Source organism: Saccharopolyspora sp. NPDC047091, from assembly GCF_040643635.1.
Lineage (GTDB): Bacteria > Actinomycetota > Actinomycetes > Mycobacteriales > Pseudonocardiaceae > Saccharopolyspora_C.
Genome location: NZ_JBEYUS010000071.1, coordinates 1 through 23922 on the forward strand (window position 1 = coordinate 1; position 23922 = coordinate 23922).

The 23922-nt window shown below is 74.0% G+C and carries 22 protein-coding genes and 1 riboswitch; of the genes, 6 read left to right on the top strand and 16 right to left on the bottom strand.

Going from position 1 to position 23922, the window contains the following annotated elements:
* The coding region (locus tag ABZ805_RS24160; RefSeq protein WP_358444486.1) for an enoyl-CoA hydratase-related protein at positions 1 to 394 on the bottom strand (394 nt) is incomplete at its 3' end.
* A gap of 236 nt (positions 395 to 630) precedes the next feature.
* Here ABZ805_RS24160 and ABZ805_RS24165 point away from each other — a divergent pair.
* The 5 genes from ABZ805_RS24165 to ABZ805_RS24185 all read left to right on the top strand — a co-directional run bounded on the left by ABZ805_RS24165 (position 631) and on the right by ABZ805_RS24185 (position 7773).
* Positions 631 to 1887: an acyl-CoA dehydrogenase family protein gene (locus ABZ805_RS24165; RefSeq protein WP_358444489.1), complete on the top strand. Its 1257-nt coding sequence runs from the start codon at positions 631 to 633 to the stop codon at positions 1885 to 1887.
* Positions 1887 to 3218, top strand: coding sequence for a phosphotransferase family protein (locus ABZ805_RS24170; protein WP_358444491.1), 1332 nt, complete (start codon positions 1887 to 1889; stop codon positions 3216 to 3218). The genes ABZ805_RS24165 and ABZ805_RS24170 overlap by 1 nt, the downstream gene beginning before the upstream one ends.
* Before the next feature lie 75 nt (positions 3219 to 3293).
* Positions 3294 to 4196, top strand: a complete 903-nt coding sequence (locus tag ABZ805_RS24175) for an SMP-30/gluconolactonase/LRE family protein (RefSeq protein WP_358444494.1) — start codon at positions 3294 to 3296, stop codon at positions 4194 to 4196.
* A gap of 315 nt (positions 4197 to 4511) precedes the next feature.
* On the top strand, positions 4512 to 6305 hold the full coding sequence (locus ABZ805_RS24180) for an acyclic terpene utilization AtuA family protein (RefSeq protein ID WP_358444497.1): 1794 nt from the start codon (positions 4512 to 4514) through the stop codon (positions 6303 to 6305).
* Positions 6292 to 7773 carry a CoA transferase gene (locus tag ABZ805_RS24185; protein WP_358444500.1) on the top strand — a complete coding sequence of 494 codons (1482 nt, stop codon included), beginning with the start codon at positions 6292 to 6294 and terminating at the stop codon, positions 7771 to 7773. Before ABZ805_RS24180 ends, ABZ805_RS24185 begins: the two co-directional genes overlap by 14 nt.
* Before the next feature lie 222 nt (positions 7774 to 7995).
* On the opposite strand, the gene ABZ805_RS24190 is transcribed toward ABZ805_RS24185, so the two are convergent.
* The 10 genes from ABZ805_RS24190 to ABZ805_RS24235 form a co-directional block, all read right to left on the bottom strand.
* The gene (locus ABZ805_RS24190) at positions 7996 to 9252 is read right to left on the bottom strand and encodes an MFS transporter (RefSeq protein WP_358444503.1); all 1257 of its coding nucleotides are present in this window, start codon (positions 9250 to 9252) and stop codon (positions 7996 to 7998) included.
* Positions 9249 to 10352 (bottom strand): PLP-dependent cysteine synthase family protein, encoded by a 1104-nt coding sequence (locus ABZ805_RS24195; protein ID WP_358444506.1) that lies wholly within the window; start codon positions 10350 to 10352, stop codon positions 9249 to 9251. The genes ABZ805_RS24190 and ABZ805_RS24195 overlap by 4 nt, the downstream gene beginning before the upstream one ends.
* The gene (locus ABZ805_RS24200) at positions 10349 to 11173 is read right to left on the bottom strand and encodes a hypothetical protein (protein ID WP_358444509.1); all 825 of its coding nucleotides are present in this window, start codon (positions 11171 to 11173) and stop codon (positions 10349 to 10351) included. The genes ABZ805_RS24195 and ABZ805_RS24200 overlap by 4 nt, the downstream gene beginning before the upstream one ends.
* Before the next feature lie 183 nt (positions 11174 to 11356).
* A riboswitch (cobalamin riboswitch) is annotated at positions 11357 to 11525 on the bottom strand.
* A gap of 289 nt (positions 11526 to 11814) precedes the next feature.
* Positions 11815 to 12339: a DUF3558 family protein gene (locus tag ABZ805_RS24205; protein WP_358444512.1), complete on the bottom strand. Its 525-nt coding sequence runs from the start codon at positions 12337 to 12339 to the stop codon at positions 11815 to 11817.
* Between the two features lie 242 nt (positions 12340 to 12581).
* Positions 12582 to 13556, bottom strand: a complete 975-nt coding sequence (locus ABZ805_RS24210; RefSeq protein WP_358444516.1) for a 2-hydroxyacid dehydrogenase — start codon at positions 13554 to 13556, stop codon at positions 12582 to 12584.
* Between the two features lie 77 nt (positions 13557 to 13633).
* Positions 13634 to 14305 carry a GntR family transcriptional regulator gene (locus ABZ805_RS24215; protein ID WP_358444519.1) on the bottom strand — a complete coding sequence of 224 codons (672 nt, stop codon included), beginning with the start codon at positions 14303 to 14305 and terminating at the stop codon, positions 13634 to 13636.
* Positions 14306 to 14327: 22 nt separating this feature from the next.
* Entirely contained in the window at positions 14328 to 15236 is a 909-nt protein-coding gene (locus ABZ805_RS24220) for a ribokinase (RefSeq protein WP_358444522.1), read from the bottom strand.
* A complete protein-coding gene (locus ABZ805_RS24225) occupies positions 15229 to 16104 on the bottom strand; it encodes a dihydrodipicolinate synthase family protein (protein ID WP_358444525.1) in 876 nt (291 codons plus the stop codon). Before ABZ805_RS24225 ends, ABZ805_RS24220 begins: the two co-directional genes overlap by 8 nt.
* A 23-nt stretch (positions 16105 to 16127) precedes the next feature.
* A complete protein-coding gene (locus tag ABZ805_RS24230) occupies positions 16128 to 17168 on the bottom strand; it encodes an Ldh family oxidoreductase (RefSeq protein WP_358444527.1) in 1041 nt (346 codons plus the stop codon).
* A complete protein-coding gene (locus ABZ805_RS24235) occupies positions 17165 to 18499 on the bottom strand; it encodes an MFS transporter (RefSeq protein WP_358444530.1) in 1335 nt (444 codons plus the stop codon). The genes ABZ805_RS24230 and ABZ805_RS24235 overlap by 4 nt, the downstream gene beginning before the upstream one ends.
* A gap of 200 nt (positions 18500 to 18699) precedes the next feature.
* Here ABZ805_RS24235 and ABZ805_RS24240 point away from each other — a divergent pair, with 200 nt between their 5' ends.
* The gene (locus ABZ805_RS24240) at positions 18700 to 19581 is read left to right on the top strand and encodes a hypothetical protein (RefSeq protein WP_358444533.1); all 882 of its coding nucleotides are present in this window, start codon (positions 18700 to 18702) and stop codon (positions 19579 to 19581) included.
* Between the two features lies 1 nt (position 19582).
* Here ABZ805_RS24240 and ABZ805_RS24245 read toward each other — a convergent pair whose 3' ends face one another.
* The 5 genes from ABZ805_RS24245 to ABZ805_RS24265 form a co-directional block, all read right to left on the bottom strand.
* Complete coding sequence (locus ABZ805_RS24245; RefSeq protein WP_358444536.1) at positions 19583 to 20293, bottom strand: MFS transporter; 711 nt, start codon at positions 20291 to 20293, stop codon at positions 19583 to 19585.
* Complete coding sequence (locus ABZ805_RS24250) at positions 20287 to 20934, bottom strand: MFS transporter (RefSeq protein ID WP_358444539.1); 648 nt, start codon at positions 20932 to 20934, stop codon at positions 20287 to 20289. The genes ABZ805_RS24245 and ABZ805_RS24250 overlap by 7 nt, the downstream gene beginning before the upstream one ends.
* Before the next feature lie 278 nt (positions 20935 to 21212).
* On the bottom strand, positions 21213 to 22157 hold the full coding sequence (locus ABZ805_RS24255; protein ID WP_358444542.1) for an alpha/beta hydrolase: 945 nt from the start codon (positions 22155 to 22157) through the stop codon (positions 21213 to 21215).
* A complete protein-coding gene (locus tag ABZ805_RS24260) occupies positions 22144 to 22905 on the bottom strand; it encodes an aldolase/citrate lyase family protein (RefSeq protein WP_358444545.1) in 762 nt (253 codons plus the stop codon). Before ABZ805_RS24260 ends, ABZ805_RS24255 begins: the two co-directional genes overlap by 14 nt.
* Positions 22898 to 23770: an SDR family NAD(P)-dependent oxidoreductase gene (locus ABZ805_RS24265; protein WP_358444547.1), complete on the bottom strand. Its 873-nt coding sequence runs from the start codon at positions 23768 to 23770 to the stop codon at positions 22898 to 22900. The genes ABZ805_RS24260 and ABZ805_RS24265 overlap by 8 nt, the downstream gene beginning before the upstream one ends.
* Positions 23771 to 23922: the final 152 nt, after the last annotated feature.

Sequence of the window (23922 nt, forward strand, 5' to 3'; positions counted from 1 at the left end):
GCAGCCGCAGGTCCGCGCCGAGCGCGAGCTGCAGCCCGCCGCCGTAGGCGACGCCGTGCACCGCGGCGATCACCGGCACCGGCAGCCGCCGCCACACGTGCACGGCCTGCTGGCCGAGCGCCGCGGCCGGCCCGATCGGCGGGCGCGGCTCGTGGCCAGGCAGCGCGCCGCCGGTCATGGCGCGGAAGGAGTCGAAGTCCAGCCCGGCGCAGAACGCGCGCCCCTCGCCGCGGAGCACGACCACCCGGACGTCCCGCCGGTCGTGCAGCTCCAGGCCGGTGTCGACGAGCTCGCCGAACATGTCCGGGTCGAGCGCGTTGAGCTTGTCCGGCCGGTTCAGCCGCACGTCGGCCACCCCGTCCGCGGTGCTGACGGCGACGCGGCGCTCGGTCACGATCCCTCGCCCCTCCCCCGGCTGCGCTGCGCGGGCACGAGCCACCGTAGGCCGCCCGAGCCGAGCGGTCAACACTGACCGCCCAGGTCAGTTCGGTCCACTGTGGATGATCGGTACCGGGTGCTTGTCGGCACGCCGCCGCGGTCGTATCGTCGAGCACCGTTCGCTCCACCGGCGGGGCCGCGGCGCCGCGCCGGCCGACCTGCGGCCACCGGCCGCACCCCCCGAGGAGAGCGATGGACCCCACCCTCCCCGACGAGCTGCGGCAGCGGCTCGCCCGGCTCGACACGTTCATCGACACCGAGATCCGGCCACTGCAGGAGCAGGACGACAACGCGCGGTTCTTCGACCACCGCAGGGAATTCGCCCGCACCGACCTCGACGCGGGCGGCACCCCGCACCCCGACTGGGAGGCGCTGCTCGCCGAGATGGCCCGCCGCGCCGACGCCGCCGGGTGGCTCCGCTACGGGCTGCCCGAATCCGCGGGCGGCAGCGGCGGCACCGAACTGGACCTGGCCGTGATCCGCGAACACCTCGCCGCCCGCGGGCTCGGGCTGCACAACGACCTGCAGAACGAGTCCTCCGTGGTGGGCAACTTCCCGCTGGTGCACCTGTTCCTGGCCTTCGGCACCGCCGCGCAGCGCCAGGAGTTCGTCGAGGACGTCATCACCGGCCGCAAGCGGGTCGCGTTCGGTCTCACCGAACCCGGGCACGGCAGCGACGCGACCTGGCTGGACACCCGCGCGGTGCCGGACGGCGCCGACTGGCGCATCACCGGTGGCAAGCGGTTCAACTCCGGACTGCACTCCGCCACCCACGACCTGGTGTTCGCCCGCACCTCCGGGGACGGTGGCGACGCGCGCGGCATCACCGCGTTCCTGGTGCCGGTCGACGCGCCCGGGTTCCACGTCGACTTCCACTGGTGGACGCTGAACATGCCCACCGACCACGCCGAGGTGACGCTGCGGGACGTGCGGGTGCCCGGTTCCGCGGTGCTCGGCGAGGTCGGTGGCGGGCTCGACCTCGCGCAGCACTTCGTGCACGAGAACCGCATCCGGCAGGCCGCCTCCGGGGTGGGCGCCGCGCAGCACTGCATCGACCGCAGCGTCCAGCGGGCCCGCGAACGCGTCACCTTCGGGCAGCCGCTGGCCCGGCGGCAGGCCGTGCAGTGGCCGCTGGTGGAACTGCACACCGAGGCGGAACTGGTCCGCACCCTGGTGCGCCGCACCGCGTGGGAACTGGACCGGGTGCCGCACCACGAGATCAGCGACCGGGTCGCCATGTGCAACTACCGCGCGAACCGGCTCGTCTGCGACGCCGCCGACCAGGCCATGCAGGTGCACGGCGGGCTCGGCTACACGCGGCACGAGCCGTTCGAGCACATCTACCGGCACCACCGGCGCTACCGGATCACCGAGGGTTCCGACGAGATCCAGCTGCGCAAGATCGCCGGATACCTGTTCGGATTCGCCGGGCCGCGGCGGGACCGCTGATGGACGGGACGGCCGAGCAGCTGCGCCTGCGGCTCACCGCGCGGCTCACCGAGGTGTGCGGCGAGCCCGTCGCCGTGTCCGCGCCCGAACGGCTCAGCGGCGGGGCGAGCCGGGAGACCTGGGCGTTCCGCGCCACCTCCGGCACCCGCGAGCGGGAGCTGGTGCTGCGCCGCGACCCGCCCGGCTACGCCCGCCCCGAATCGATGGGCCTGGAGGCCGCCGCGATCACCGCCGCCGCGGACGCCGGGGTGCCGGTGCCGCCGCTGCTGGACCACGGCACCGATCCGGCGGTGCTCGGCGCCCCCTACCTGATCAGCGATCTCATCCCCGGCGAGACGATCCCCCGGAAGCTGTTGCGCGACCCCGAGTTCGAGCGGGCACGACCGGGGCTGGCCGCCGAACTGGGCCGGGTGCTGGCGCGCCTGCACCGCATCCCGCCCGACCGGGTGCCCGGGCTGGAGCGGCCCGACCCGCTGGCTCTGCCCGTGCAGGAGGAACCGCTGCCCGCCCTGGAACTGGCGCTGCGCCGGCTGCGCGCGAACCGGCCGGCGCCCGCGGGAGACGTGGTGGTGCACGGCGACTTCCGCAACGGCAACCTCGTCATCGGTCCCGACGGGCTGCGCGCCGTGCTGGACTGGGAACTGGTGCACCGCGGCGATCCGCTGGAGGACCTCGGCTGGCTGTGCGTGAAGGCCTGGCGGTTCGGTTCGGCGGCGCCCGTCGGCGGCTTCGGCTCGCGCGAGGACCTGCTCGCCGGGTACGCGGCCGAAGCGGGCTGGACCCCCGACCCGGCGGCGGTGCGCTGGTGGGAGGTGCTCGGGACCGCGAAGTGGGCCGTGTTCTGCCGGGACATGGCGCGGCGGCACCTCGACGGCGCCGAGCGCTCGGTGGAACTGGCCGCGATCGGACGCCGGGTCTGCGAGCAGGAGCACGACCTGCTGGTGGAACTGGGCCTGCCCGCCGAGCGGAGCGGAGCGCCCGAACCCGAACCGGAGCCCGGCGGGCACGGCCGCCCCACCGCCGCCGAACTCGTGCGGGCCGTCGGCGAGTTCCTGCGCGACGAGGTGCGGCCCGAGCTCACCGGCCGCACCCGCTTCCACGCGCAGGTCGCCGCGAACGTGCTCGACGTCGTCGAACGCGAACTCCGGCACGGCCCGGCGCAGCGGCGGACCGGGCGGGACCGGCTCGCCGCGCTCGGCCTCCGCGACGAAGCGGAGCTGGCCGCCGCGATCCGGGCCGGGGCCGAGGAACCCGCGGTGCTCGCCGCGGTCCGCGCCGCCGTCACCGACCGGCTGCTCGTCGCCAACCCCCGCTACCTGGCCGGGCCGTGACGAACGCGGCCCGCCGGGCTTCCCGGGAGGAACCGGCCGACCAGGAACGACCACCGATCGAAGGAGTCCCGCCCCATGCCCGAACTGCGCACCATCGCCGAAGGCCTGCGCTTCCCCGAAGGCCCCATCGCCCTCGCCGACGGCTCCATGCTGGTCGTGGAGATCCGCCGCGGCACGCTGTCCCGGGTCGCCCCCGACGGCACGATCTCCGTCGTCGCCGACTGCGGTGGTGGCCCCAACGGGGCGGCCATCGGGCCGGACGGCGCGGTGTACGTGTGCAACAACGGCGGGTTCCGCTGGCACGACCGCGACGGGCTGAGCGTGCCCGGCGGCCAGCCCGACGACTACTCCGGCGGGCGCCTGCAACGCGTCACCCTCGACGGCGAGGTCACCGACGTGTGCACCGAAGTGGACGGGCGGCCGCTGCGCGGGCCGAACGACCTCGTGTTCGACGCGGACGGCGGCTGCTACTTCACCGACTTCGGCAAGACCCGGGCCCGGGAGATGGACCTCGGCGGGCTGTACTACGCGCTGCCGGACGGCTCCCGGGTGGAGGAACTGGTGTTCCCGCTGCACCAGCCCAACGGCGTCGGGCTGTCCCCCGGCGGAGATCGGGTGCACGTCGCGGAGACCGCGTCGGGCCGGGTGTGGAGCTGGGAGGTGCTCGGGCCGGGGAAGGTGCGCCGCGGGGCCGAGCTGCTGCACGGGTTCTCCGGGGCCCGGATGCTGGATTCGCTGGCGGTGGACGCGGCGGGCAACGTGTGCGTGGCGACGCTGAACAGCGGCGAGATCAGCGTGCTCAGCCCGGCCGGGGAGCTGATCGACCAGGTGCCGGTCCCGGTACCCGATCCGCTGGTCACCAACATCTGCTTCGGCGGGCCCGAGCTGCGCACCGCCTACATCACCTCCTCGGGGCGCGGGGTGCTGTACGCCACGGAATGGCCCCGCCCGGGCCTCCCCCTGAACTTCACTCGTTGACCCGACTTCTGCTGCTGAGCGACGCGGGTGGCGGAGCCTCGGCCGGCTCCTCGCTGCGGGATCGGGTGGCTCCGCCACATGTGAAAACGCCGTCGTCGGACCAGCTGAGAACCCGCGGCGGCGCCGGTGGATCAGATGGTCGGCGGCTCATCGGATTCGCCGCTGACGGGCGACAGACGAAACCGGCCGCGCAGAGGTGGTCAGGCGCGCGGGCGGCGTGACCGGTTCGATCACGGCGGCCTTCGCTCAACGGTCGTGGCCGCGGAACGGTACCGGTCGTAGCGTGGAAACCGACGAACAGCGAGGTGTGCTGCCATGTCCGAACGCCCGATCCGCATCGGCGGGTTCTCCGGTTACCTCGGGGACCGGTTCACCGCCCTCGACGAAGTGCTGGCCGGGGACCCGGTCGACGTGCTGATCGGCGACTACCTCGCGGAGATCACCCTCGCCGCGCTGTCGGTGCGCTACCGGCGCGACCCGGCGCGCGGCTACGTGGAGCACTTCCTGGACCAGCTGCGCCCGCACCTGGCCGTGCTCGCCGAGCGCGGCACGAAGGTCGTCACCAACGCGGGCGGTTTCCACCCCGCGGGCCTGGCGGCGGCGCTGCGCGAGCTGATCGCGGCCGAGGGCGTCGACCTGCGGGTCGCGCACGTGGCCGGGGACGACGTGCTGGACCGGCTGCCGGAGCTCCAGCGGACCGGGAACCGGCTGGAGCACCTGGACACCGGGCAGGAGCTGGCCGGGTGGGCGGCGGTGCCGATGGCCGCGAACGCCTACCTGGGCGGCTGGGGCATCGCCGAGGCGCTCGCCGCCGGAGCCGACGTGGTCGTGTGCGGCCGGGTCACCGACGCCTCGCTGACCGCGGGCCCCGCCGCCTGGTGGCACGGGTGGGACCGCGCGGACTGGGACGAGCTGGCCGGGGCGGTGCTCGCCGGGCACGTCATCGAATGCGGCGCGCACGCCACCGGCGGCAACTTCTCCGGCTTCACCCGCATCCCCGGCATGGCGGTGCCCGGATTCCCCATCGCCGAGGTCGCCGCCGACGGGTCCAGCACCATCACCAAGCACGCCCGCGACGGCGGTGCGGTCACCACCGACACCGTCACCGCGCAGCTCGTCTACGAGATCCAGGGCCCGGTCTACCTGAACCCGGACGTCACCGCGCACCTCGACGCGGTCGCCTTGGCCGAGGACGGCCCCGACCGGGTGCGGATCACCGGCACCACCGGCACTCCCCCGCCCCCGACGACGAAGGTCGCCGTGTTCGGCGCGATCGGGCACCAGGTGGTGAACACCGTGTTCGTGACCGGACTGGACGTGGCCGCGAAGGTCGAGCTGCTGCGCACCCAGGTCGGACGGGACCTGCCCGCCGGGATCACCGAGCTCGACGTCACCCCGCTCGGCACGCCCGCCGCCGATCCGGCGACGCAGTGGGCCGCCACGGTCCCGGTGCGGGTGATGGCGACCGCGGCCGAGCGGGCACCGCTGGAGCGGTTCGACGCGGCGGCGCGGCTCGGATCGCTGTACCTGCAGGGCGTGCCCGGTTTCTTCCACGACGGCGCCGCCGGGCTCACCTCGACGCCGCGACCGCGCATCGACTACTGGCCCGCGCTGCTGCCGATGTCCGAGGTGCCGCACCGGGTCCTGTTCGCCGACGGGTCCGAAGTGGACGTGACGCCGCCCGCCCGCACCGAACCCGCGAGCGCCCAGCCCGTCCACCCGGAACCGGCCGCCCCGGTGCTCGGCGAGACCCGGTCGGCACCGCTGGGGATGCTGGCGCACGCGCGCAGCGGCGACAAGGGCGGCAACAGCAACGTCGGCGTCTGGGTCGCCGAGGACCGCGCGTGGCCGTGGTTGCGGGACACCCTGTCCACCGCGGCGCTGCGCGCACTGCTGCCCGAGTGCGCCGGGCTGGACGTGGTGCGCCACGAGTTCCCGGAGCTGCGGGCCGTGCACTTCGTGCTGCGCGGGCTGCTCGGCACCGGCGGATCGTCGAACCTGCGCGTCGACCAGGTAGGCAAGGCCGTGGGCGAATACCTGCGGGCCAAGCACGTGCTCATCCCGGTGGAACTGCTGCCGGACGGAGGAGGAACCCATGTCGCTGACTGACCGCGTCACCCGGGCGGTGACCGAACCGTCCACTTCGGACGAATTCGATCCGGCGGGCGAGCTGGCGGAAGTGCTCGGCGGCGTCGGCATGAGCGCCGCGGACACCGGCGGCTCCATCACCTTCCACGGGGCCGACCCGGTGGTGCCCAGCACCTTGCGGCTCGGCGGTGGTTCGGCGATCGCGCTGGCCGCGAAGTCGGCGGCCGTCGCGAAGCTGTGGCGGCTGCGCGGCGGCTCAGGGCAGGACATCGAGGTGGACCTGCGGTCCGCGCCGCACCGGCTGTGCCCGTTCTACGACCGCAAGTGGGAGCTGCTCAACGGCTATCCGGCGGCCTCGGCGGCGAACCCGTCGAACGCGCTCGGCTTCGCCTTCTACCGCACCGCCGACGGCCGCTGGGTGATGCCGCTGAACCCCTACCCGAAGATCAAGATCGCGGCGGAGAAGCTGCTCGGCGTGCCGGACGACGCCGACGCCGTCGCGAAGGCCGTCTCGGGCTGGAACGGCCTCGACCTGGAGAACGCGGCCGTCGAGGCGGGCACCGTGCTGCCGATGCTGCGCAGCACCGAGGAACTGCTCGCCGAACCGCACTACCGCGAGGTCCTCGCCGACCTGCCGCTGATCGAGATCACCAAGATCGGCGAGAGCGAACCGGAACCGCTCACCGGCGGCGACTCCCCGCTGGACGGCATCCGCGCGCTCGGCATGGGCCACGTGATCGCGGGAGCGGGCGTGGGGCGCGCCCTCGCGCTGCACGGCGCCGACGTGCTGAACCTGTGGCGGCCGAACGAGCTGGAGCACGACACCACCTACGTCACCGCGAACGTCGGCATGCGCTCGTCGACCATCGATCCGTACCGGGCCGAGGGCGCGCAGCGCATCCGCGACCTGCTGACCGGCGCGGACGTGTTCTTCGCCAACCGCAGGCCCGGCTTCCTCGACTCCATCGGCCTGTCCGCCGAGCAGGCGGCCGAGGCGCGGCCCGGCATCATCCACGCCACCACCACCCTCAACGGCGAACGCGGGCCGTGGGCGGGGCGCGTCGGCTTCGACCAGACCGCGGGCAGCCTCACCGGCATGATGAACCTGGAGGGCGACGGGGAGACGCCCGCGCTGCCGCCGATCCTGGTCGTCAACGACTACATCGTGTCCTGGCTGCTGACCACCGGAATCACCGAGGCGCTGGCCCGCCGCGCCGTCGACGGCGGCAGCTACCGGGTGCACGTGTCGCTGACCCGCGCCGCGCTGTGGATCTTGAGCATGGGCGTGTTCGACAAGGAGTACGCCGCGGCCACCGCGGGCAGCGACGCCCGGCACGCCTACCTCGACCCGGAGACGTTCACCGCCGACACCCCGCTCGGCCACTACCAGGGCGTCACCGACCAGGTGCGCATGTCGGCCACCCCCGGCCACTACCGCACCGTCCTCGTCCCCCGCGGCTCGTCCCGCCCGGAGTGGCTGGAGCGCTGACTCGCGGGTCGTTGAACTCGGGTTGCTCGGCACTCGGGTGGCGGAACCTCAGCGGGATTCTCGCTGCGGGATCGTTTTCACCGGTGGCTCCGCCACAGGAGAAAACGCCGTTCTCGCGAGAAGACCGCTGAGAACCCGCGGGTCGTCCGGCCGCTCAGGCGGTCGGCGGTTCAGCGGCTTCGCCGCTGACGGGAAAGAGCCGAGACCGCCTGGCGCGAGCGGTCAGGCGTCGGCCGGGCTGCGCGGGGCGAGCGCTCCCCGGCGTTCGAGCAGCCGGGTGCCCGCGCTGCCCGCCAGGCCCACGAGCAGCAGCACCGCCCACGGCAGCCAGCGCATCCCCGGCTCGGCGAAGGCGTCCAGCAGCGCCCCCGCCAGCCAGCTCACCGCGGCCGCGACCAGGCTGGACACCAGGTAGTAGAAGCCGTAGTAGGTGCCTGCGAGGCGTTCGCTGCCGACCGTCGGCAGCAGTTCCATCGCGAACGGGTTCGTCATCGCCTGCCCGACGGTGAACAGCACGATCGCGAGCACCACGGGCACGAACGCCAGCACGGTCCCGGCGATCCCGGCGGCGGGCAGCCGCTCCGGGAGCACCGGTGCGGCCAGCAGGATCGGCACGAAGGAGCCGCCCATGCAGGCCAGGCCGACCACGATCGACCGGCCCGAGCTCCACCGCGCCCGGCACCACTCGGTGATCCGCACCTGCCCGAACACGCCGATCAGCGTGGACACGCCGAACACGACGGCGATGGACCACGCCGCCCCGGACACGCGCCGCGCCTCCAGCGGCAGCGTCAGGTACAGCTGGTTGTACAGCGCGAAGTACGCCGACAGCGCCAGGGTGAAGCCGAGGAACCGGCGGTTGAGCACCACTTCCCGCCAGCTGCCGAGCACGCTCTGCCGCTGCGGCTCGACCTCGCGGTGCGGCAGCACCAGCAGTTGCGCCCCGGTGAGCACCGCGAACGCGACGCACGCCACCAGCGCGATGACGCGGAAGTCCACCGCCAGCAGCGCCGCGCCCAGCAGCGGTCCCACCAGGGTGCCCGCGTGCTGGAACACGTTGAACACGGCGAAGACCTCGGCGCGCCGCTCCCCCGCCTCGTGCATCAGGTAGGTCCGCACCGCCGGGTTGAACAGCGCTCCCGCGAGACCGGTGAGGATCGCGGCGGCGAACAGGCCGGGCAGCGTGGTGAACACGGCGAACAGGCCGAAGGACACCACGCGCAGCGCGCACCCCGCGATGATCATCGGCCGGCAGCCGAGCCGGTCCGCGGCGGTACCGCCGAGCAGGAACATGCCCTGCTGGCTCAGGTTCCGCACCCCGAGCACGAGCCCGACCACGGCGGCGCCGTAGCCGAGATTCCCGCTCATGTACGCGGCCAGGAACGGCATCAGCATGTAGAAGCCGACGTTGATGCCGAACTGGTTGATCACCAGCAGCTTCGCGGCCGGGGACAGCCGGGCGAACGCGGCGCGGTTCACGGCCGCACCTCGCAGACCGGGCATTCCGCCGGGCCGTCGGCTCGCCGGGCACACGGATCGACCACCTTGCGCGACCTCCTCCACGTCGTCTTGCTGTCCACTTCGGACGGAATGCCGTCCGCGTCCACCGGTTCGGCGACCGGTTCCGGGAAGTCCTGCGCGGCGAGGAAGTCCGGGTCGTAGATCGTCCCCCAGTAGCGGTGCGGCCCGTCCGGGAAGACCGCGGCGACCCGGTCCGCGCCGAGCTCGCGGGCGCACCAGGACGCGACCAGCGCCACCGCACCGGTGCTCCACCCGCCGGTGACGAACGCGTCCGCGGCGAGCCGGTGGCAGGCGGCGACGGCCTCCGCGGCACCGACCAGGTGCACCTCGTCGAACGCCGGGTAGTCCACGTTGCCGGGGTGGATGCTGCTGCCGAGGCCGCGCATCACGCGCTTCGCCACCGGATCGCCGAACACCGTGGAGCCCGCCGCGTCCACCCCGACCAGCCGCACCCCGGGGGCGCGTTCGCGCAGCACCTGCGCGATGCCCGCGCTGTGCCCGCCGGTGCCGACGCTGCACACCACCGCTTCCGCGTCGGGCAGCTGGTCGAGCAGTTCGTGGCCGAGCGCGCGGTAACCGCGGACGTTGTCCGGATTGCCGTACTGGTCCGGCCAGTACGCGCCGGGCAGTTCGGCCAGCAGCTCCCGGACCCGGTCCAGCCGCGCGCGCTGCCAGCCGCCCACCGGGTGCGGTGCGCGCACCAGCTCCACCCGCACCCCGTGCGCGGTGAGCAGCGCGCGGGTCTGCGCGTCGAGCTCCGCGTCGGCCACCACGACCACCGGGTGGCCCAGCGCCGCTCCGACGTAGGCCAGTCCGATGCCCAGGGTTCCGCTGGTGGATTCGACGACCGTGCCGCCGGGCCGCAGTTCGCCGCGGGCGCGGGCGCCGGTGAGCATGGCGTGCGCGGCGCGGGCCTTCATGCCGCCCGGCGCGGCGCTCTCCAGCTTCGCCCAGAACCCCGGGTGCGGGAACGCGATCGGCGCGGTGACCCGCAGCAGCGGGGTACCGCCGATCAGGTCCAGGGGCGAGTCGCAGCGGGCGGGCGCGCGACCCGTCACCGCACGACCTCGGTGGCGCGGGCGGCTTGGAAGGTGTGCACGGTGGTGGCCTCGCCGGAGAGCCAGAAGAACGGGTACGGCTCGGCGGACAGCGCGCGCACCGGGCCGCCGACGAGTTCCCGCAGCACCGCGGAACCGGTCTGCGCGAACAGGGTCAGCGGCAGGTCGCGGGCGGCGCAGGCCGCGGCGATGTCGTCGAAGGTGCCGTTGCCGAGGACCATGCCGGAGGCCAGCACCGCGTCCGCGCCGTCGATCGCGGCGGCGTGGTCGGTGCTGATCGGCTCGTCCCACTCGGTGAGGCCGCCCTTGAGGTCGCAGGGCGCGTAGTCGAGCCCGCGGTCCCGCAGCGCGGCTAGCAGCGAGTTCACCACGCCGATCACCGCGACCCGGCCGCCGTCGGGGACCGCGGTGATCGCGGCGACCGCACGGGCGCGGGCGGTGGACTTGGCCAGTGAATCGCCCGCGGGGATCACCACCTGCCGGGACAGCGGGTGCGCGGCGTGCGAGGTGCGGGCGGCGAGGTAGGCGTCGAGGGCGGCGACCCGCACCGGCAGCAGCGGGTGCCGCAGCAGTTCGTCGACGGGGCGGCCCACGACCTGGCGCACCGCTTCCTCGTCGAGGGAACCGGGTTCGACCGCGCAGGAGCCGACGGCCTCCCCCACCCGGACGCTGAGCACGGTGTTGACGTACCCGGTGCCACGACCGGTGTGCCGGGCGGCCTGCACGGTCAGGAACGCGACGGCGGCGGAGAGCTCCGCCGGGCCGTTCCCGCCCGCATCGCGGAAGTGGCCGGACAGCGCGGACTCGACCAGCGAGTCCACATAGGATCGTTCAGTGGTGGCAGGACGCACGTGTCTCCCCGAGCAGGAACCGGAACGGAACGCACAGCGGCGGGACGAACCCGCGGGGACGACTAATGTCCGATGTGGACGATGCGCCGGATCTCCCGGCGCGATGCGGCGATGCGCGACACCACGTACCTCCTCCGGGGCTCCGCGACCCCGCACGAATCGGCACGACGGTGCCAGTCTCCTGGCTCGTGGATCGGCGCCGGCCTCCGGCCTTCCCGCCGGGAACCGGCAGTGGCTCGGATGGAGGTCGACTCCCCACTCACAGTGGCGGGACCGCGCCGGATTCGCACCGGCTTCCTGCACACCGTCGTTGGAACGGGTCAGAAGTTCGCAGCCCCGGTGTCCGATGTCAAGACCGCGGCCACCGCGCGGAACCCGCACCGCGGCCGGTGGAACGGGTGTCGTCGCAGGTGGCGGACACCGGTGCACGCATCGCCATCCGCGAATATGACATCGGCGACTCCCGCGCCCGGCGGCACCGCACCACCGAGCGCGGGACCACCGGACGCGGGATGCGACGGACGCGGGACGCACCGAACGCGGGCCCGCCGAATTCGCGAGCGCCGGTCACCGAAACGGGACCACCGAAACCTCCCGCCCCGCGCCGCGGACTAGGCCGCGGGCCAGGAAGGCACGCCCGCGTCCAGCGCCCGCTGGGCGAGCTCGCACGGGTCCGCCGTGGCACCGCTCGGGATCTTCGCCTTGGCCGACACCGCCTGGTCCGAGGCGGCCGCCACGACCAGCTCGCAGGTGCCGTCGGCCTTCGGGTCACCGGAGTTCGCGCGCACCGCCGGGTGCCCGCCGATGGTCAGCTCGCCGAAGTCGGAGTACTTGTCGGCCTCGTCCTGGAAGTCCTGCAACGACCGGTCGGCGACCACGCCGACCTCCAGCCGCACGCTGTCCCGCGGGGTGCTCCAGGTGCACGTGCCCGCGTCGTCCTTGCCGCCCAGGTGGAATCCCAGCTCGTGCACCGTCTGCTCGGGCACCAGGTCGCAGGACTTCTCACCGGCGACGTCCTTCGGGGAGTCGACCTGCACGCCGCCGCATCCCGCCAGCGACAGCGCGGCGACGACGGCCAAGCCGATCGAGCCGAGCCGAACCGCGCCGATGCGGGCCACCGCAACCTTCTCGTTCACACTCATCACGCCTGCCGTTGATCCGGTCCGGATCGGGTCGATCCGGAGAACTCGCGCCCTCCCCGCTGGACGCGCTGATGATGTCCCGCGCGTCCAGCGGACGCCTCCGGCAGGAACGCGACTTCGGCCGTACCGCCCAGGAATCGAGCGACCGGCCCGGCGCACCGGCTGCCCCGAGCGGACCAGGACCACCGGCGCCCCCGCCCCCGAAAACAGGCCCCGATGACGAGAACCCGCCAACTTCAGCGGGGCCGCGGCTCGACCCCGTTGACGACGTCGGCGGGCCGTTCCCCGGCCAGCACGGCGCCCAGCTTCGCGAACAGCGCGCCGCGGAGGTTGTGGTAGGCGTCCCAGGTCACGCCCGCGGTGTGCGGGTTGAGCAGCACGTCCGCCCGTCCCCGCAACGGCGAGTCCGCGGGCAGCGGTTCCTGCTCGAACACGTCCAGCGCCGCCCCCGCCAGCCGCCCGGAGTCCAGGGCCCGCACCAGCGCCCGCTCGTCGAGGACTCCGCCGCGGCCCGCGTTGAGCACGTACCCGCCGCGGGGCATCCGCGCGAGCAGCTCGTCACCGATCAGGCCGCGGGTGGCGGTGTTCAGCGGCAGGTGCAGGCTCAGCACGTCCGCGGCGGCCACCGCCTCCGCCAGCGGGAGGTACTCGCGCCCCGGCTCGGACGGCACCGGGTCGTGCACCACCACCCGGGCGCCGAACCCGTCCAGGCGGCGGGCCACCGCGCGGCCGATGTTGCCGAAGCCGAGGATGCCGACGGTGAGCGCCGCCAGGTCGCGGCCGCGCAGCCCTTCCGGCCCCCAGCCGCCGGATTCCACCTTGCGGTGCCCGCCCGCGTAGTGCCGCAGCAGCGACAGCAGCGAGCCGACGGTCCAGTCGGCGACCGCGTCGGCGTTGAACCCGGGCAGGTTCGCCACCGGGATGCCGCGCTCGGCGGCGGCGAGGTGGTCCACGCCGTCGAAGCCGACCGCGACGGACTGCACGAGCTCGCAGCGCGGCATCGCGTCCAGCAGCCCGGCGTCGATCCGCCGCTCCTTCTCCAGCGGGGCCAGCACGATCGTCGCGGTGGCCAGCGCGTCCAGGTGATCGGCCGGGTCCTGCTCGGGCCCGATCTCGGTGATCCGCAGGTCCGGCAAGTCCGGCAGGTGCTTGCGCAGTTCGGCCTCGGTGATGTCGTTGAGGTCGTAGAAGCTGACGATGTGACCGGTCATGGTTCCTCTTTCGGGGTGTTCCGGGCGCGCGGAACCCGCTCCCCGCCGTCGGCGAGGAGCTCGGATCCCGCGTGGGATCAGGACGTGGTCGACCAGATCCGTTGCAGCGCGGCGAGCATCCGCTCTTCGGAGCCGGCCAGGTGCGCGGTGAGCAGCGCAGTCGCGCGCGCGGCATCGCCGTCGGCGATCGAGGTCCGCAGCTGCTCGTGCGCGGTGCACACCGGGCCCAGGTCCTCGTCCTCGCTGTTGGTGACCGCGAGCATGCTGGCGAACAACGGCTCGATCTGCAGCCAGATGGTCAGCAGCCTGCGGTTGCCGCTCGCCTCGTAGATGCCGCGGTGGAACCGCAGGTCGTGCTCGGCGAACTCGGCGGCCCGGGACGGCGTGGCCGTCTCGGACATCCCCCGCAGCCCGCGCTGCATCCCGGCCTCCGAGCGGTGTTCGCCGAGACCGATGGCGCTGGTCACGGCGAGCGTCTCGATGGCCTGCCGGATCGCGTAGAGCTCGCGGACGTCCGCGGCGCTCAACCCGACCACGTGCACCCCGCGGCGCTGCGGTTCCACGAGGTTCTCCAGCCGCAGCAGCTTCAGCGCATCGCGGACCGGGCCCCGGCTCACGTCGAAGCTCTCCGCCACGGAGTCCTCGACGAGGTGCGTGCCCGGCGGGATCTCCCCGCGCACGATCCGGTCCCGGAGCGTGCGGGCCAGCCGCTCCCCGAGCGAATCCGCGCGGACGAGCGAGTCGGACATGCATCCTCCCTCGATCACATCGTCAACCGCCGACAATAGTGGTCGCCGCCTGCAATTCGGTCACCTCGTGCCGGTGCGGCATCCCGTCCGCGCCGGGGCGGGTGACGCTGAGCGCGGCTGCCGCGGCGGCGACCCGGGCGGCGTCCGGCAGCTCGGCGCCCTCCGCGAGCAGCGCACCGAGCGCCCCGGCGAAGGTGTCCCCGGCCCCGGTCGTGTCCACACTGGACACCGGAATGGCGGGGACGCGGCCGAGCGGACGACCGTCGGCTGCGAGCTCCACCCCGCGCTCCCCGACCGTGACCAGCACCGACCGGCCGCCGGTGGACAGCGCGAGCGCCGCGGCGGCCGGATCCCGCTCACCGGTGAGCTCGGCGGCCTCGTGCTCGTTGGGCACCAGCACGTCGACCGCGTCGAGCAGTTCGGCGGGGAACCGCCGCACGGGGGCCGGGGTGAGCACCACGGTGCGCCCGAGCCGGGCGGCTTCGACGAGCACCGGTACCGGCACTTCCCCTTGCAGCAGCAGCACGTCCGCGGTCGCGACGGCCGCTCCGTCCGCGGCGCTGAGCTCGGTGAACTCGTCGTTCGCGCCGCCGCAGAAGACGATCGTGTTCTCCCCGGCGGCGTCCACGGTGATGTCGGCGGTGCCGGTCGGCGCCGCGGTGCGCACCACGCCCGCGAGGTCGAGCCCGTCGGCCGCGAGCCGCTGCGCGAGGAAGTCCGCCGCGCCGTCCGATCCGACGCGCGCGCGGAAGTCGACCACGGCGCCCATCCGGGCGGCCGCCACGGCCTGGTTCAGCCCCTTGCCACCGGCGAAGCGGTCCCGGCCGAGCCCGCGCACCGTCTCCCCGGGCCCGGGCCTGCGCCCGACCCGGACCACGGTGTCCACGTTGGCGCTGCCGAGCACGCACACCCGCCCGCCGCGCTCAGCCATGGGCGGCGACCGCGCGTTCCAGTTCGGCCCGCCCGGCGGCGTCCACCGGGTCGAGCGCCATCCGGCTGGTCCCCGCCTCGACGCCCTGCAGCGCCAGGCCCACCTTCATCCGCTCCGGGTCGCCGCGCACCGCGTCCACCGCGGCATCCACACCGTCCTGGGCGCGGGACACCGCGGCGGCGTCTCCGGCGGCGACGGCGTCCGCGGCCGCGACGAACGGCTTCGGCAGCACGGAGGCGACCCCGGAGACCACGCCGTCGAGGCCGCGGGCGGTGACCTGCGCGATGTCCCGGTCGCCGCCGGTGAAGATCCGGAACCCGGCCGGGACCGCGTCCCGGTAGGCGGCCACCGCGTCCAGCGACTCACCGCTGATCTTGGCGCCGACGACGGACGGCAGCGCCGCGATCCGGCCCAGCAGCTCCGGTCCGACGGCGTTGCCGGTGCGGTCGGTGAACAGGTAGGCGTACACGTCGAGCCCGTCGGCCTCCGCGGTGGCGGACCGGAAGAACTCGACGATCGCCTCGTCCCCGGCGGGCAGGTAGTACGGGGTGAGCACCGCGACCGAGGTGGCGCCGAGCTCGCGGGCGTCGGCGATCAGCGCCCGCACCTGGAACGCGCTCGGCGCGCCGACGTGCACGACGACCCGCTTGCCGCGCAGCACTTCCAGGCTGAGCCGTGCGAGGTCGTGCCGCTCCTGCTCGGTCAGCGAGGGGAACTCGCCGGTGGTGCCGAGCACGAACGCCCCGTCGGTGCCGGAGGCGGCGATGAATTCGAGGATGCGGCGCGAGGCCGCCAGGTCCACCGAACCGTCCGCGGCGAAGGCGACGGGGGCGGCGGTGAGGATGATCGGCCTGCTCGGCGCGGTCATGTCGGTCCTTTCGGGGTGGTCGGTCACGACAGGCTGGTTTCGAGGGCGGTGAGTTCGGCGAGGGTGCCGGGCGGCAGCGCGACGGAGGTACCGGATTCGGCGCGGCGACGCCGTTCCAGGTCGCCGGGCACCAGCACTCCGTCGGCGTGCAGCGCGGCGGCGACCCGGCCGGTGGCCGCGGCGTAGGCGTCCTGCTCGCCGAACGCGCCCGGGTCGAGCGCGATGATCGTGACACCGCCGAGGCCCGCCGGGTCGCCGTCGGGTCGGCGCAGCCGCGCCAGGCCGCGCAGCGAGGCCGCGGACCCGTCGGCGTGCGCGAGCCCGCCGAGCAGCGCGGCCGCCAGCGCCAGCCCGTAACCCTTGTGCCCGGCGAGCGCGCCGCCGAGCGGGGTGAGGGTGCCGTCGGCGTAGAAGTCCTCCGGATCGGTGCCCGGCCGTCCGTCCGCGGTGAGCACGGCGCCCTCCGGCAACGGCTCGCCGGTGCGCTTCGCCGCGTGCACCTTGCCCTCGGCGATGTTCGACATCGAACCGTCGAACACGAACGCGCCGTCGGTGGCGGGGACGCCGACCGCCCACGGGTTGGTGTTGAGGAACGGCGTCCCGCTGCCGCTGCCGAACGGCGCCATGCTGCCCACGCCCGGGCCGACCGCGCCGACCTGCACCAGTGCGACGAGCCCGCGCGCGGCGAGGCGTTCGGCGTACTCGCCGAGCCTGCCGACGTGCGTGCCGTTCCGGATGCTCGCGGCCGCGACACCGACCTGCTCGGCCGCGGCGGCGACCTCCGCGGTGGCGAGCGCGGCGGCGTGGTGGCCGAAGCCGTGGTGGCCGTCGACGACGATCGCCGCGGGTTTCGCGCTGACGACGTCGGCTCGGGCCCCGGCCGCGATCAGCCCGCGTTCGACCTCGGCGGCGTACTGCGGCAGGCGCAGCACGCCGTGGCTGGCGTGGCCGGAGAGCTCGGCGCGGACCAGGTGGTCGGCGACCTCGGTCGCGACGTCCTCGGGGGCACCGAGCGCGCGCACCACCCCGTGCACGCGGCCGGTCAGTTCGCTGATCTCGATCATGCGGTCTCCTCGGTGGGGAGCGGGCGCAGCCTCGGCATGAAGAACGCGTAGTTCACCGCGCCGAGCACGGCCACGCCACCCGCGATCAGCAACGGCACCTCGAACGACGAGGTGACCCCGGTGATCACGCCGATCAGGATCGGCGAGACGATCCCGGCGCAGTTGGCGGCGGCGTTCTGGATGCCGCCGAGGGAACCGACGTGCGCGGCGGTGGGCGCCACGTCCGCCGGCAGGCACCACACCGAGGCGGCCGCGAACGTGCTGGAGAAGTACGAGACCGACAGCGCCACCAGCGCCGTGCCCACCCCTGGCGAGGCCACGGCCAGCGCGATCACCGAGGTGCCGAGCAGACCGCCGACCAGGCAGCCCTTGCGCGCCTTCGTGAGGTCGGTGCCGCGCCGCACCAGCCAGTCCGACACCAGCCCGCCCGTCCAGCCGCCGAGCATCGAGGCGATGCCGGGCACCATCCCGAGGAACCCGAAGTTGAGCAGCGTCAGGTCGTAGGTGTCCACCAGGTACGTGGGGAACCAGGTGATGAAGAAGTACGCGACGAAGTTGATGCAGAAGAAGCCGATCATCATCGACCACACGGTGCGGTGCCGGAACAGCGACCGCCAGGGCACCGCGACCTGCTGCTCGGCGTCCGCGCGTTCCTCCTGCCCGGAGCGGATGTGCGCGAGCTCGGCATCCCCGACCCGCGGGGACTCCCGCGGCGAGCGGTAGAAGAACCACCAACCGACGGCGTAGGCGACGGCGAGACCACCGGTCACCAGGAACGAGGCCCGCCAGCCGAAGCTCGCGACGAGCAGCGCGACCAGCGGGATGCACAGCGTCGAGCCGATCGGGTTGCCGTTGTTGAAGGTCCCGGAGGCGAAGCTGCGCTCCCCCTTCGGGAACCACTCGGAGACCACCTGGGCGGCGGCCGGGAACGCGGGCGCCTCCCCGATCCCCAGCAGCAGCCGCAGCACGACCAGCGAGCCGACGCCCCAGGCGAGGCCCATCAGCATCGTGACCGCGCCGAAGACCAGCGCGGACAACGCGATCAGCTTCCGCGGCCCGAGCCTGCCCGCGAGGAACCCGGCGGGCAGCTGGGCGGCCGAGTAGGTCCAGAAGAACGAGGACAGCAGCACACCGGCCAGCGCGTCGGACATGCCGAGGTCGGCTTCCATGTCCGGCAGCGCGACGCTGATCGTGGCGCGGTCGAGGTAGTTGACCGCGATGCCGAGCGTCACCGCGGCGAGCACCAGGTAGCGGTACCGGCCGACCTTCGGGCCGGGGGCGGCGCGGCCGGGCGCGCGCTCGCCGCCGGAGGTCAGCGAGTCGGATTCCATGAACGGTTCTCCTTCGAAACCGAACCGGTGGCAACGTCGCCATCGGTTCGTAGACCGTAAACCGTTAACGAAGTGCCCACAAGTGCCCTCCTCCTGCGGAAATCGACGGCCGCGCCGCACACCCGGTCAGATCTTTTAGGTTAGGCTAGCCTAATATTCACGACGAGTTCCGCCCACCCCGACCAGTGAGGACCTCGACGTTGCAGCCACCCGATCCCGCGGACGCCGGTGCCCGGACCGACCTCGACCTGCTGCTCAACCGGCCGGGCTCGCACGGCGCGCGGCTCGACCTCGACGTGGACGCGCTCGCCGCGCACCTGCCGCTGCTCGACGAATGCGTCGCCATGACCGCGAACGGGACCGCGCTGATCAGCGACCTCGGGCCCTACGCCCAGCCCAGCTTCACCGGCGACCCGCTGCCGCTCGCACCGGACTCGGTGCTGCTGCGGCTGCACCGCCCGACGGTGCGCGCGTTCGTCGCGATGGACGCCGACGAAGGACGTCACGAGCCGCCCGGGCTGTGGATGTTCGACCGGTGGCACCGCGTGGTGCACCGCGGATACCTGGTGTCGCACAGCGGCACCCTCGCCCTGGACCTGCTGCGGATGGCGCGGCCCGCGGCCGAGGACGTGGCGGAGGCCGAACCGGCCGCCGACTGCTCCGACCAGCTCGGCACCCTCGACGGGCTCCTCGCCGACCCCACCTCGGGCGCGGCGACCGGGACCGCGGTCGACCCGATGCGGGTCGTCGACCTGCTCTGCCACCTGTGCGACACCGGGATCCCGCTGAGCATCGGCGTCCTCAACCGCGGCTGCCTCCAGCTGCACACCGGCGCGCTCGACCTCGTCGAGCACCGCGGCGACATGATCACCATGGTCTCCGGCGGCTGCAACGCCGCCTTCCACCCCGCGCAGGTCGCCGAAGCCCGCCTCACCCGGCCGCACGGCGTGCACGGCCCCACCTCCGTGGTGCGCCTGCACGCCGCCGACGGCCGCTGCGTCGCCGTCCTCGCCCAGCTCGGCCTGATCCCCGAATCCCTCGCCACCACCTGGGAACACACCCTCACCGGCCTGGCGGGGTGAGTCAGGACCGGGCGTGCAGGTCGCGTTCGATCTCTTCGAGGGTCTTGCCCTTCGTCTCGGTGACGTAGCGGGCGCCGAAGAGGACGGCGACCGCGTTCAGGGCGGCGAACACGTACATCGAGGCGGACAGGCCGATGCCGTCGATCAGCACGGGGAACGCGAACGCGACGACCGCGGTCGCCACCCACACCGCCGTGCTCGCCACGCCCATCGCCGCGCCGCGCACCCGCAGCGGGAAGATCTCGCCCATCAGCACCCAGAACGTCGGACCCCAGCCGACCTCGTTGCCCGCCAGGAACAGCGCCATGAACAGCACCAGCAGCACGGGGTCCGGCTGTGCGGCCTGCGCCACGAGCGCGAGGCCCAGCAGGCTCAACCCCATCACCACGTTGCCGAGCACGAGCAGGAACTTGCGGCCCACCCGGTCGATCAACAGCAAGCCGATCCCGACGAACACGACCTTCACCACGCCGAGCCCGACGGTGGCCAGGATCGCCACCCCGGAACCGAACCCGGCGGCGCCGAGGATCGTCGGCGCGTAGTAGGAGATCACGTTGGTGCCGTTGAGCTGCGTGAGCACCGCGAGCCCGATGCCGATCAGCAGCACCGGCCGCACCCGGCGGCTGCGCAGCGCGTCCCGATCCGCTGGTTCGGCGGCGATGGCGCGGATCTGCTCCAGCTCGGCGTCGGCGTCCGCGCCGCGGGTCACCACCAGCAGCTCCCGCGCTTCGCCCGCGCGGCCGTGCGTGACCAGCCAACGCGGGCTCTCCGCAACCGGATCGTGCCCAGCACCAGCGCGATGGCGGGCAGCGCACCGCTCGCGAGCATCACCCGCCAGTTCCCGGTCGGGTCCAGCACCCAGTTCACCACGTACCCGGCGAGCACCCCGATCACCAGCATCAGCTGGTTGAGCCCGCCGAGCCTGCCGCGGGCGTGCGCCGGCGCCATCTCCGCCAGGTACACCGGCACCAGCGCCGACGCACCGCCGACGCCGATGCCCAGCACCAGCCTGCTGGCGATCAGCATCGCCGTGCCGACCGACAGGGCGCTCGCCAGCGAACCGGCGACGAACACCGCGCCCAGCACGAACAGCACCTTGCGGCGACCGATCCGGTCCGAGAGCCGCCCGGACACCGCGGCACCCGCGATGGCACCGACCGCGAGCGCGGCGACGATCAGGCCGGACGCGGTCGGGGTGATCGACGGGTAGTCGTGGCGGATGAACGGCAGCGCCCCGGCCAGCACTCCGGTCTCGAAGCCGAACAGGAAACCGCCCAGCGCCCCGAACACGTAGATGTAGCGGGTGGACGGGATGCGGACGCCGGTCGCGGGGCCGGTGCGCGTCGTGGTCATCGAGGAACCTCCGTTGGTTCTCGGGGCGTTGGTTCTCAGCGGCGTTGGTTCTCAGCGGCGTCGGTTCTCGGGGACAGCGGTTCTCGGGGACAGCGGTTCTCGGGGGCGGCGGTTCTCGGGGGCGTTCGTTCTCGGCAGGCGGCGGCTCTCGGGGACGTTCGTTCGCAGCGGCGCCGGTTACCGGGTCCGTCGGTTCTCGGGACGTGATCCGGCACGTCGGCGGCGCGCGCCGCTGCCACCGCCTGCCCGAGGCACGCGGTCGTCCGTCCCGCCCGGGGTCAGCCCCGCAGGGCGTCCGCGAGGAACGCATTCGTGCGGGCGATCAGTTCGGCGGCCACCGGGAGGTGGTCGGGGTAGCGGAAGAAGCCGTGGAAGGTGCCCGCGGCCTCCCAGTGCCGGACGGGCACCCCGGCCGCGTCGAGCGCGGCCGCGTGGGCACGTCCCTCGTCGCGCAGCGGGTCGCACTCGGCGGTGACCACCAGCGCGGACGGCAGGTCGGGCCGCATCCGGCCGCGCAGCGGGGAGACGCGCGGATCGTCGCGCAGCGCCGAGTCCGGCACGTACTGGTCCCAGTACCAGGCCAGCTGCGCCGGGGTCAGGTTCACGTGCGCGGTCGGGTCGCGGTACGAGGCGGTGCCGGGGTCGTGCGCGGTCACCGGGTAGAGCAGCACCTGCACCGCCACGTCCGGCGCGCTGCCGGAGGCGACCGCGCCCGCCGCGAGGTTCGCCCCCGCGCTGTCGCCGACGACCGCCAGCCGCGCCGGGTCGGCGCCGAGCTCCGCCGCGTGCGCCGCCACCCACTCCAGCGCGGTGACCGCGTCGTCGAACGCAGCGGGGAACGGGTGCTCGGGCGCCAGCCGGTAGTCCACCGACACCACGACGCATCCGGCACCTGCGCACAACCGGCGCGCTACGCCGTCGTGCGAGTCGAGGTCGCCGAAGACCCAGCCGCCGCCGTGCAGGTACACCGCCACCGGCAGCGGATCGGCGGTGCCTCCGGGCTCGTCCGGGCGGTAGGTCCGCACCCGCACCGGCGTCCGCCCGGGCGACCGCAGCACCCGGTCCCGCACCTCGGGGAGCCGCGGCGCGGAGCTGGCGGGAACCGAGCCGCGGGCCATCAGTGCGCGGGCCTCGGCGGCGTCGAGCACCGCTCCGCCGACATCGGGAGTGGCCGCCACCAGCAGCGGGGCGAAGCGGGCCGCGTCCGGATCAAGCGCCACCATCGCGGACTCCTTCGACGAGTTCCCGGAACCGGTCCACCAGCACCTTGGTCACGTTGTAGACGACCAGCCCCGGGCGTGCGGCGCGGGCCTGCCGCTCGTCGCCGACGACGGTGAGCACGTGCCTGCCGGATTCCACCGCCACCGCGCGGACCTGCGCCACCGAGTCGCGCACAGCGGGTTCGTCCACCCCGCCGGTGAGCCCGAGGGACACCGACAGGTCCGCCGGTCCGGCCATCACCGCGTCCACGCCGGGCGTGTCGAGCACGGCGCGCGCGTTCGCCACCCCGCGCGCCGTCTCGATCATGACGACGACGAGGGTGTCCTCCCGCGCCCGCCGGAGCTGGTCGGCGGCGGGCACGGCGCCGAACCGGCCCGCCTGGCCGTACTGCGCGAAGCCGCGGTCGCCGAGCGGCGGGAAGTGCGCGGCCCGCACCACCGCTCCGGCTCCGGCGGCGTCCTCCACGTGCGGGACGACGACGCCTTCGGCCTCCAGCTCCAGCACCCGCAGCACGTCGTCGGTGCCGTGGCGGCCGATCCGGACCAGGCTCGCCATGCCGCGCGCGGCTGCGAGGGTGATGTGCCGCTGCAGCGCGATGAGGTCGGCCGGGCCGTGCTCGCAGTCGAAGAGCACGAAGTCGGCGCCACCGACGGCCGCGTACTCGACGAGCGGTTCGGCGGGCATCCGCACCAGCATCCCGACGGGACTTTCCCCTTGCCGCAGCCGGGTTTTCAGCGATCGGTCAGCCATCGTCGCGGTACCCCCCGATCGTCTCCGGGGTCCACACCCGGTCGATCTCCACCTGCGGCGCGCGGGCCTGCGCGGCCATGCCGCCGTCCACGTTGTAGACCTGGCCGGTCACGTAGGAGGTGAGTTCGCTGGAGAGCGCGACCACGTTGCCCGCCACGTCCTCGGGCGTTCCGGTGCGGCCGAAGGGGATCTGACCCGCCTTGAGCGCCGCCAGCTCGGGATCGGTGGTGTCCGACCCCGCCGTCCCGGCGGCGACGTCGATCGAACCGGGCCGCAGCGCGTTCACCCGGATGCCCCACGGCGCGAGGTCGACCGCGGTGGCCCTGGTGAACGACTCCACCGCGCCCTTCACCGCGTCGTAGGCGATCTGGTTGCGGTGCGCCCGCGCCGCGCCGTGCGAACTGATGTTGACGACGGTGCCGCCGCGCCCGGCCGCGGCGAGCGCCGTCGCCGCCCGGTGCGTGCCGAGGAACAGCAGGTCGAGGTTGGCGCGGGTGAAGCTCGACCAGCCGTGGTGCTCGAGGGCCAGGAACGGGCCCCACGCGGTCGCCGGACCGCGGACGTAGGCGTTGTTGACCAGCGCGTCGACCACGCCGAACTCCCGCTCGGCACGGGCGAAGACCTCCTCGACGGCGGCCGGGTCGGACAGGTCGGCGACGGCGGGGATCGCCCGCTCACCCGCGTCCCGCGCGGTGCGTTCGGCGTCCTCGGCGCGCACGTCGTTGACGACGACCGCGGCGCCTTCGGCGGCCAGCCGCAGCGCGATCGCGCGTCCCAGGTTCCGGCCGCCACCCGTCACCAGCGCGACGCGGTCGCGCAGGAGGCCGTGCCCCGGCGCGCCACCCGCGGGTCGACGATCGTCCATCCGGCCTTCCTCCATCGCTCTCGGGTTCCTGCGCCTCGGAACCGCCTGGATCCGCGGCCACGCCGGGCGGCCCCAGGAGTCCACTTCGGACTCGTTCGGCCCGCGGCCGGGCGTCGTGCCCCGCGCCGAGCGGGCGGCGCCCCACCGGTGGG

Bases quoted from the DNA above. Each gene is read 5' to 3' on its own strand.
- ABZ805_RS24250 (WP_358444539.1), bottom strand. From the start codon at position 20,934: ATGACCACGACGCGCACCGGCCCCGCGACCGGCGTCCGCATCCCGTCC.
- ABZ805_RS24220 (WP_358444522.1), bottom strand. From the start codon at position 15,236: ATGGCTGAGCGCGGCGGGCGGGTGTGCGTGCTCGGCAGCGCCAACGTG.
- ABZ805_RS24170 (WP_358444491.1), top strand. From the start codon at position 1,887: ATGGACGGGACGGCCGAGCAGCTGCGCCTGCGGCTCACCGCGCGGCTC.
- ABZ805_RS24265 (WP_358444547.1), bottom strand. From the start codon at position 23,770: ATGGACGATCGTCGACCCGCGGGTGGCGCGCCGGGGCACGGCCTCCTG.
- ABZ805_RS24210 (WP_358444516.1), bottom strand. From the start codon at position 13,556: ATGACCGGTCACATCGTCAGCTTCTACGACCTCAACGACATCACCGAG.
- ABZ805_RS24225 (WP_358444525.1), bottom strand. From the start codon at position 16,104: ATGACCGCGCCGAGCAGGCCGATCATCCTCACCGCCGCCCCCGTCGCC.
- ABZ805_RS24185 (WP_358444500.1), top strand. From the start codon at position 6,292: ATGTCGCTGACTGACCGCGTCACCCGGGCGGTGACCGAACCGTCCACT.
- ABZ805_RS24260 (WP_358444545.1), bottom strand. From the start codon at position 22,905: ATGGCTGACCGATCGCTGAAAACCCGGCTGCGGCAAGGGGAAAGTCCC.
- ABZ805_RS24180 (WP_358444497.1), top strand. From the start codon at position 4,512: ATGTCCGAACGCCCGATCCGCATCGGCGGGTTCTCCGGTTACCTCGGG.
- ABZ805_RS24215 (WP_358444519.1), bottom strand. From the start codon at position 14,305: ATGTCCGACTCGCTCGTCCGCGCGGATTCGCTCGGGGAGCGGCTGGCC.
- ABZ805_RS24175 (WP_358444494.1), top strand. From the start codon at position 3,294: ATGCCCGAACTGCGCACCATCGCCGAAGGCCTGCGCTTCCCCGAAGGC.
- ABZ805_RS24230 (WP_358444527.1), bottom strand. From the start codon at position 17,168: ATGATCGAGATCAGCGAACTGACCGGCCGCGTGCACGGGGTGGTGCGC.
- ABZ805_RS24165 (WP_358444489.1), top strand. From the start codon at position 631: ATGGACCCCACCCTCCCCGACGAGCTGCGGCAGCGGCTCGCCCGGCTC.
- ABZ805_RS24235 (WP_358444530.1), bottom strand. From the start codon at position 18,499: ATGGAATCCGACTCGCTGACCTCCGGCGGCGAGCGCGCGCCCGGCCGC.
- ABZ805_RS24255 (WP_358444542.1), bottom strand. From the start codon at position 22,157: ATGGTGGCGCTTGATCCGGACGCGGCCCGCTTCGCCCCGCTGCTGGTG.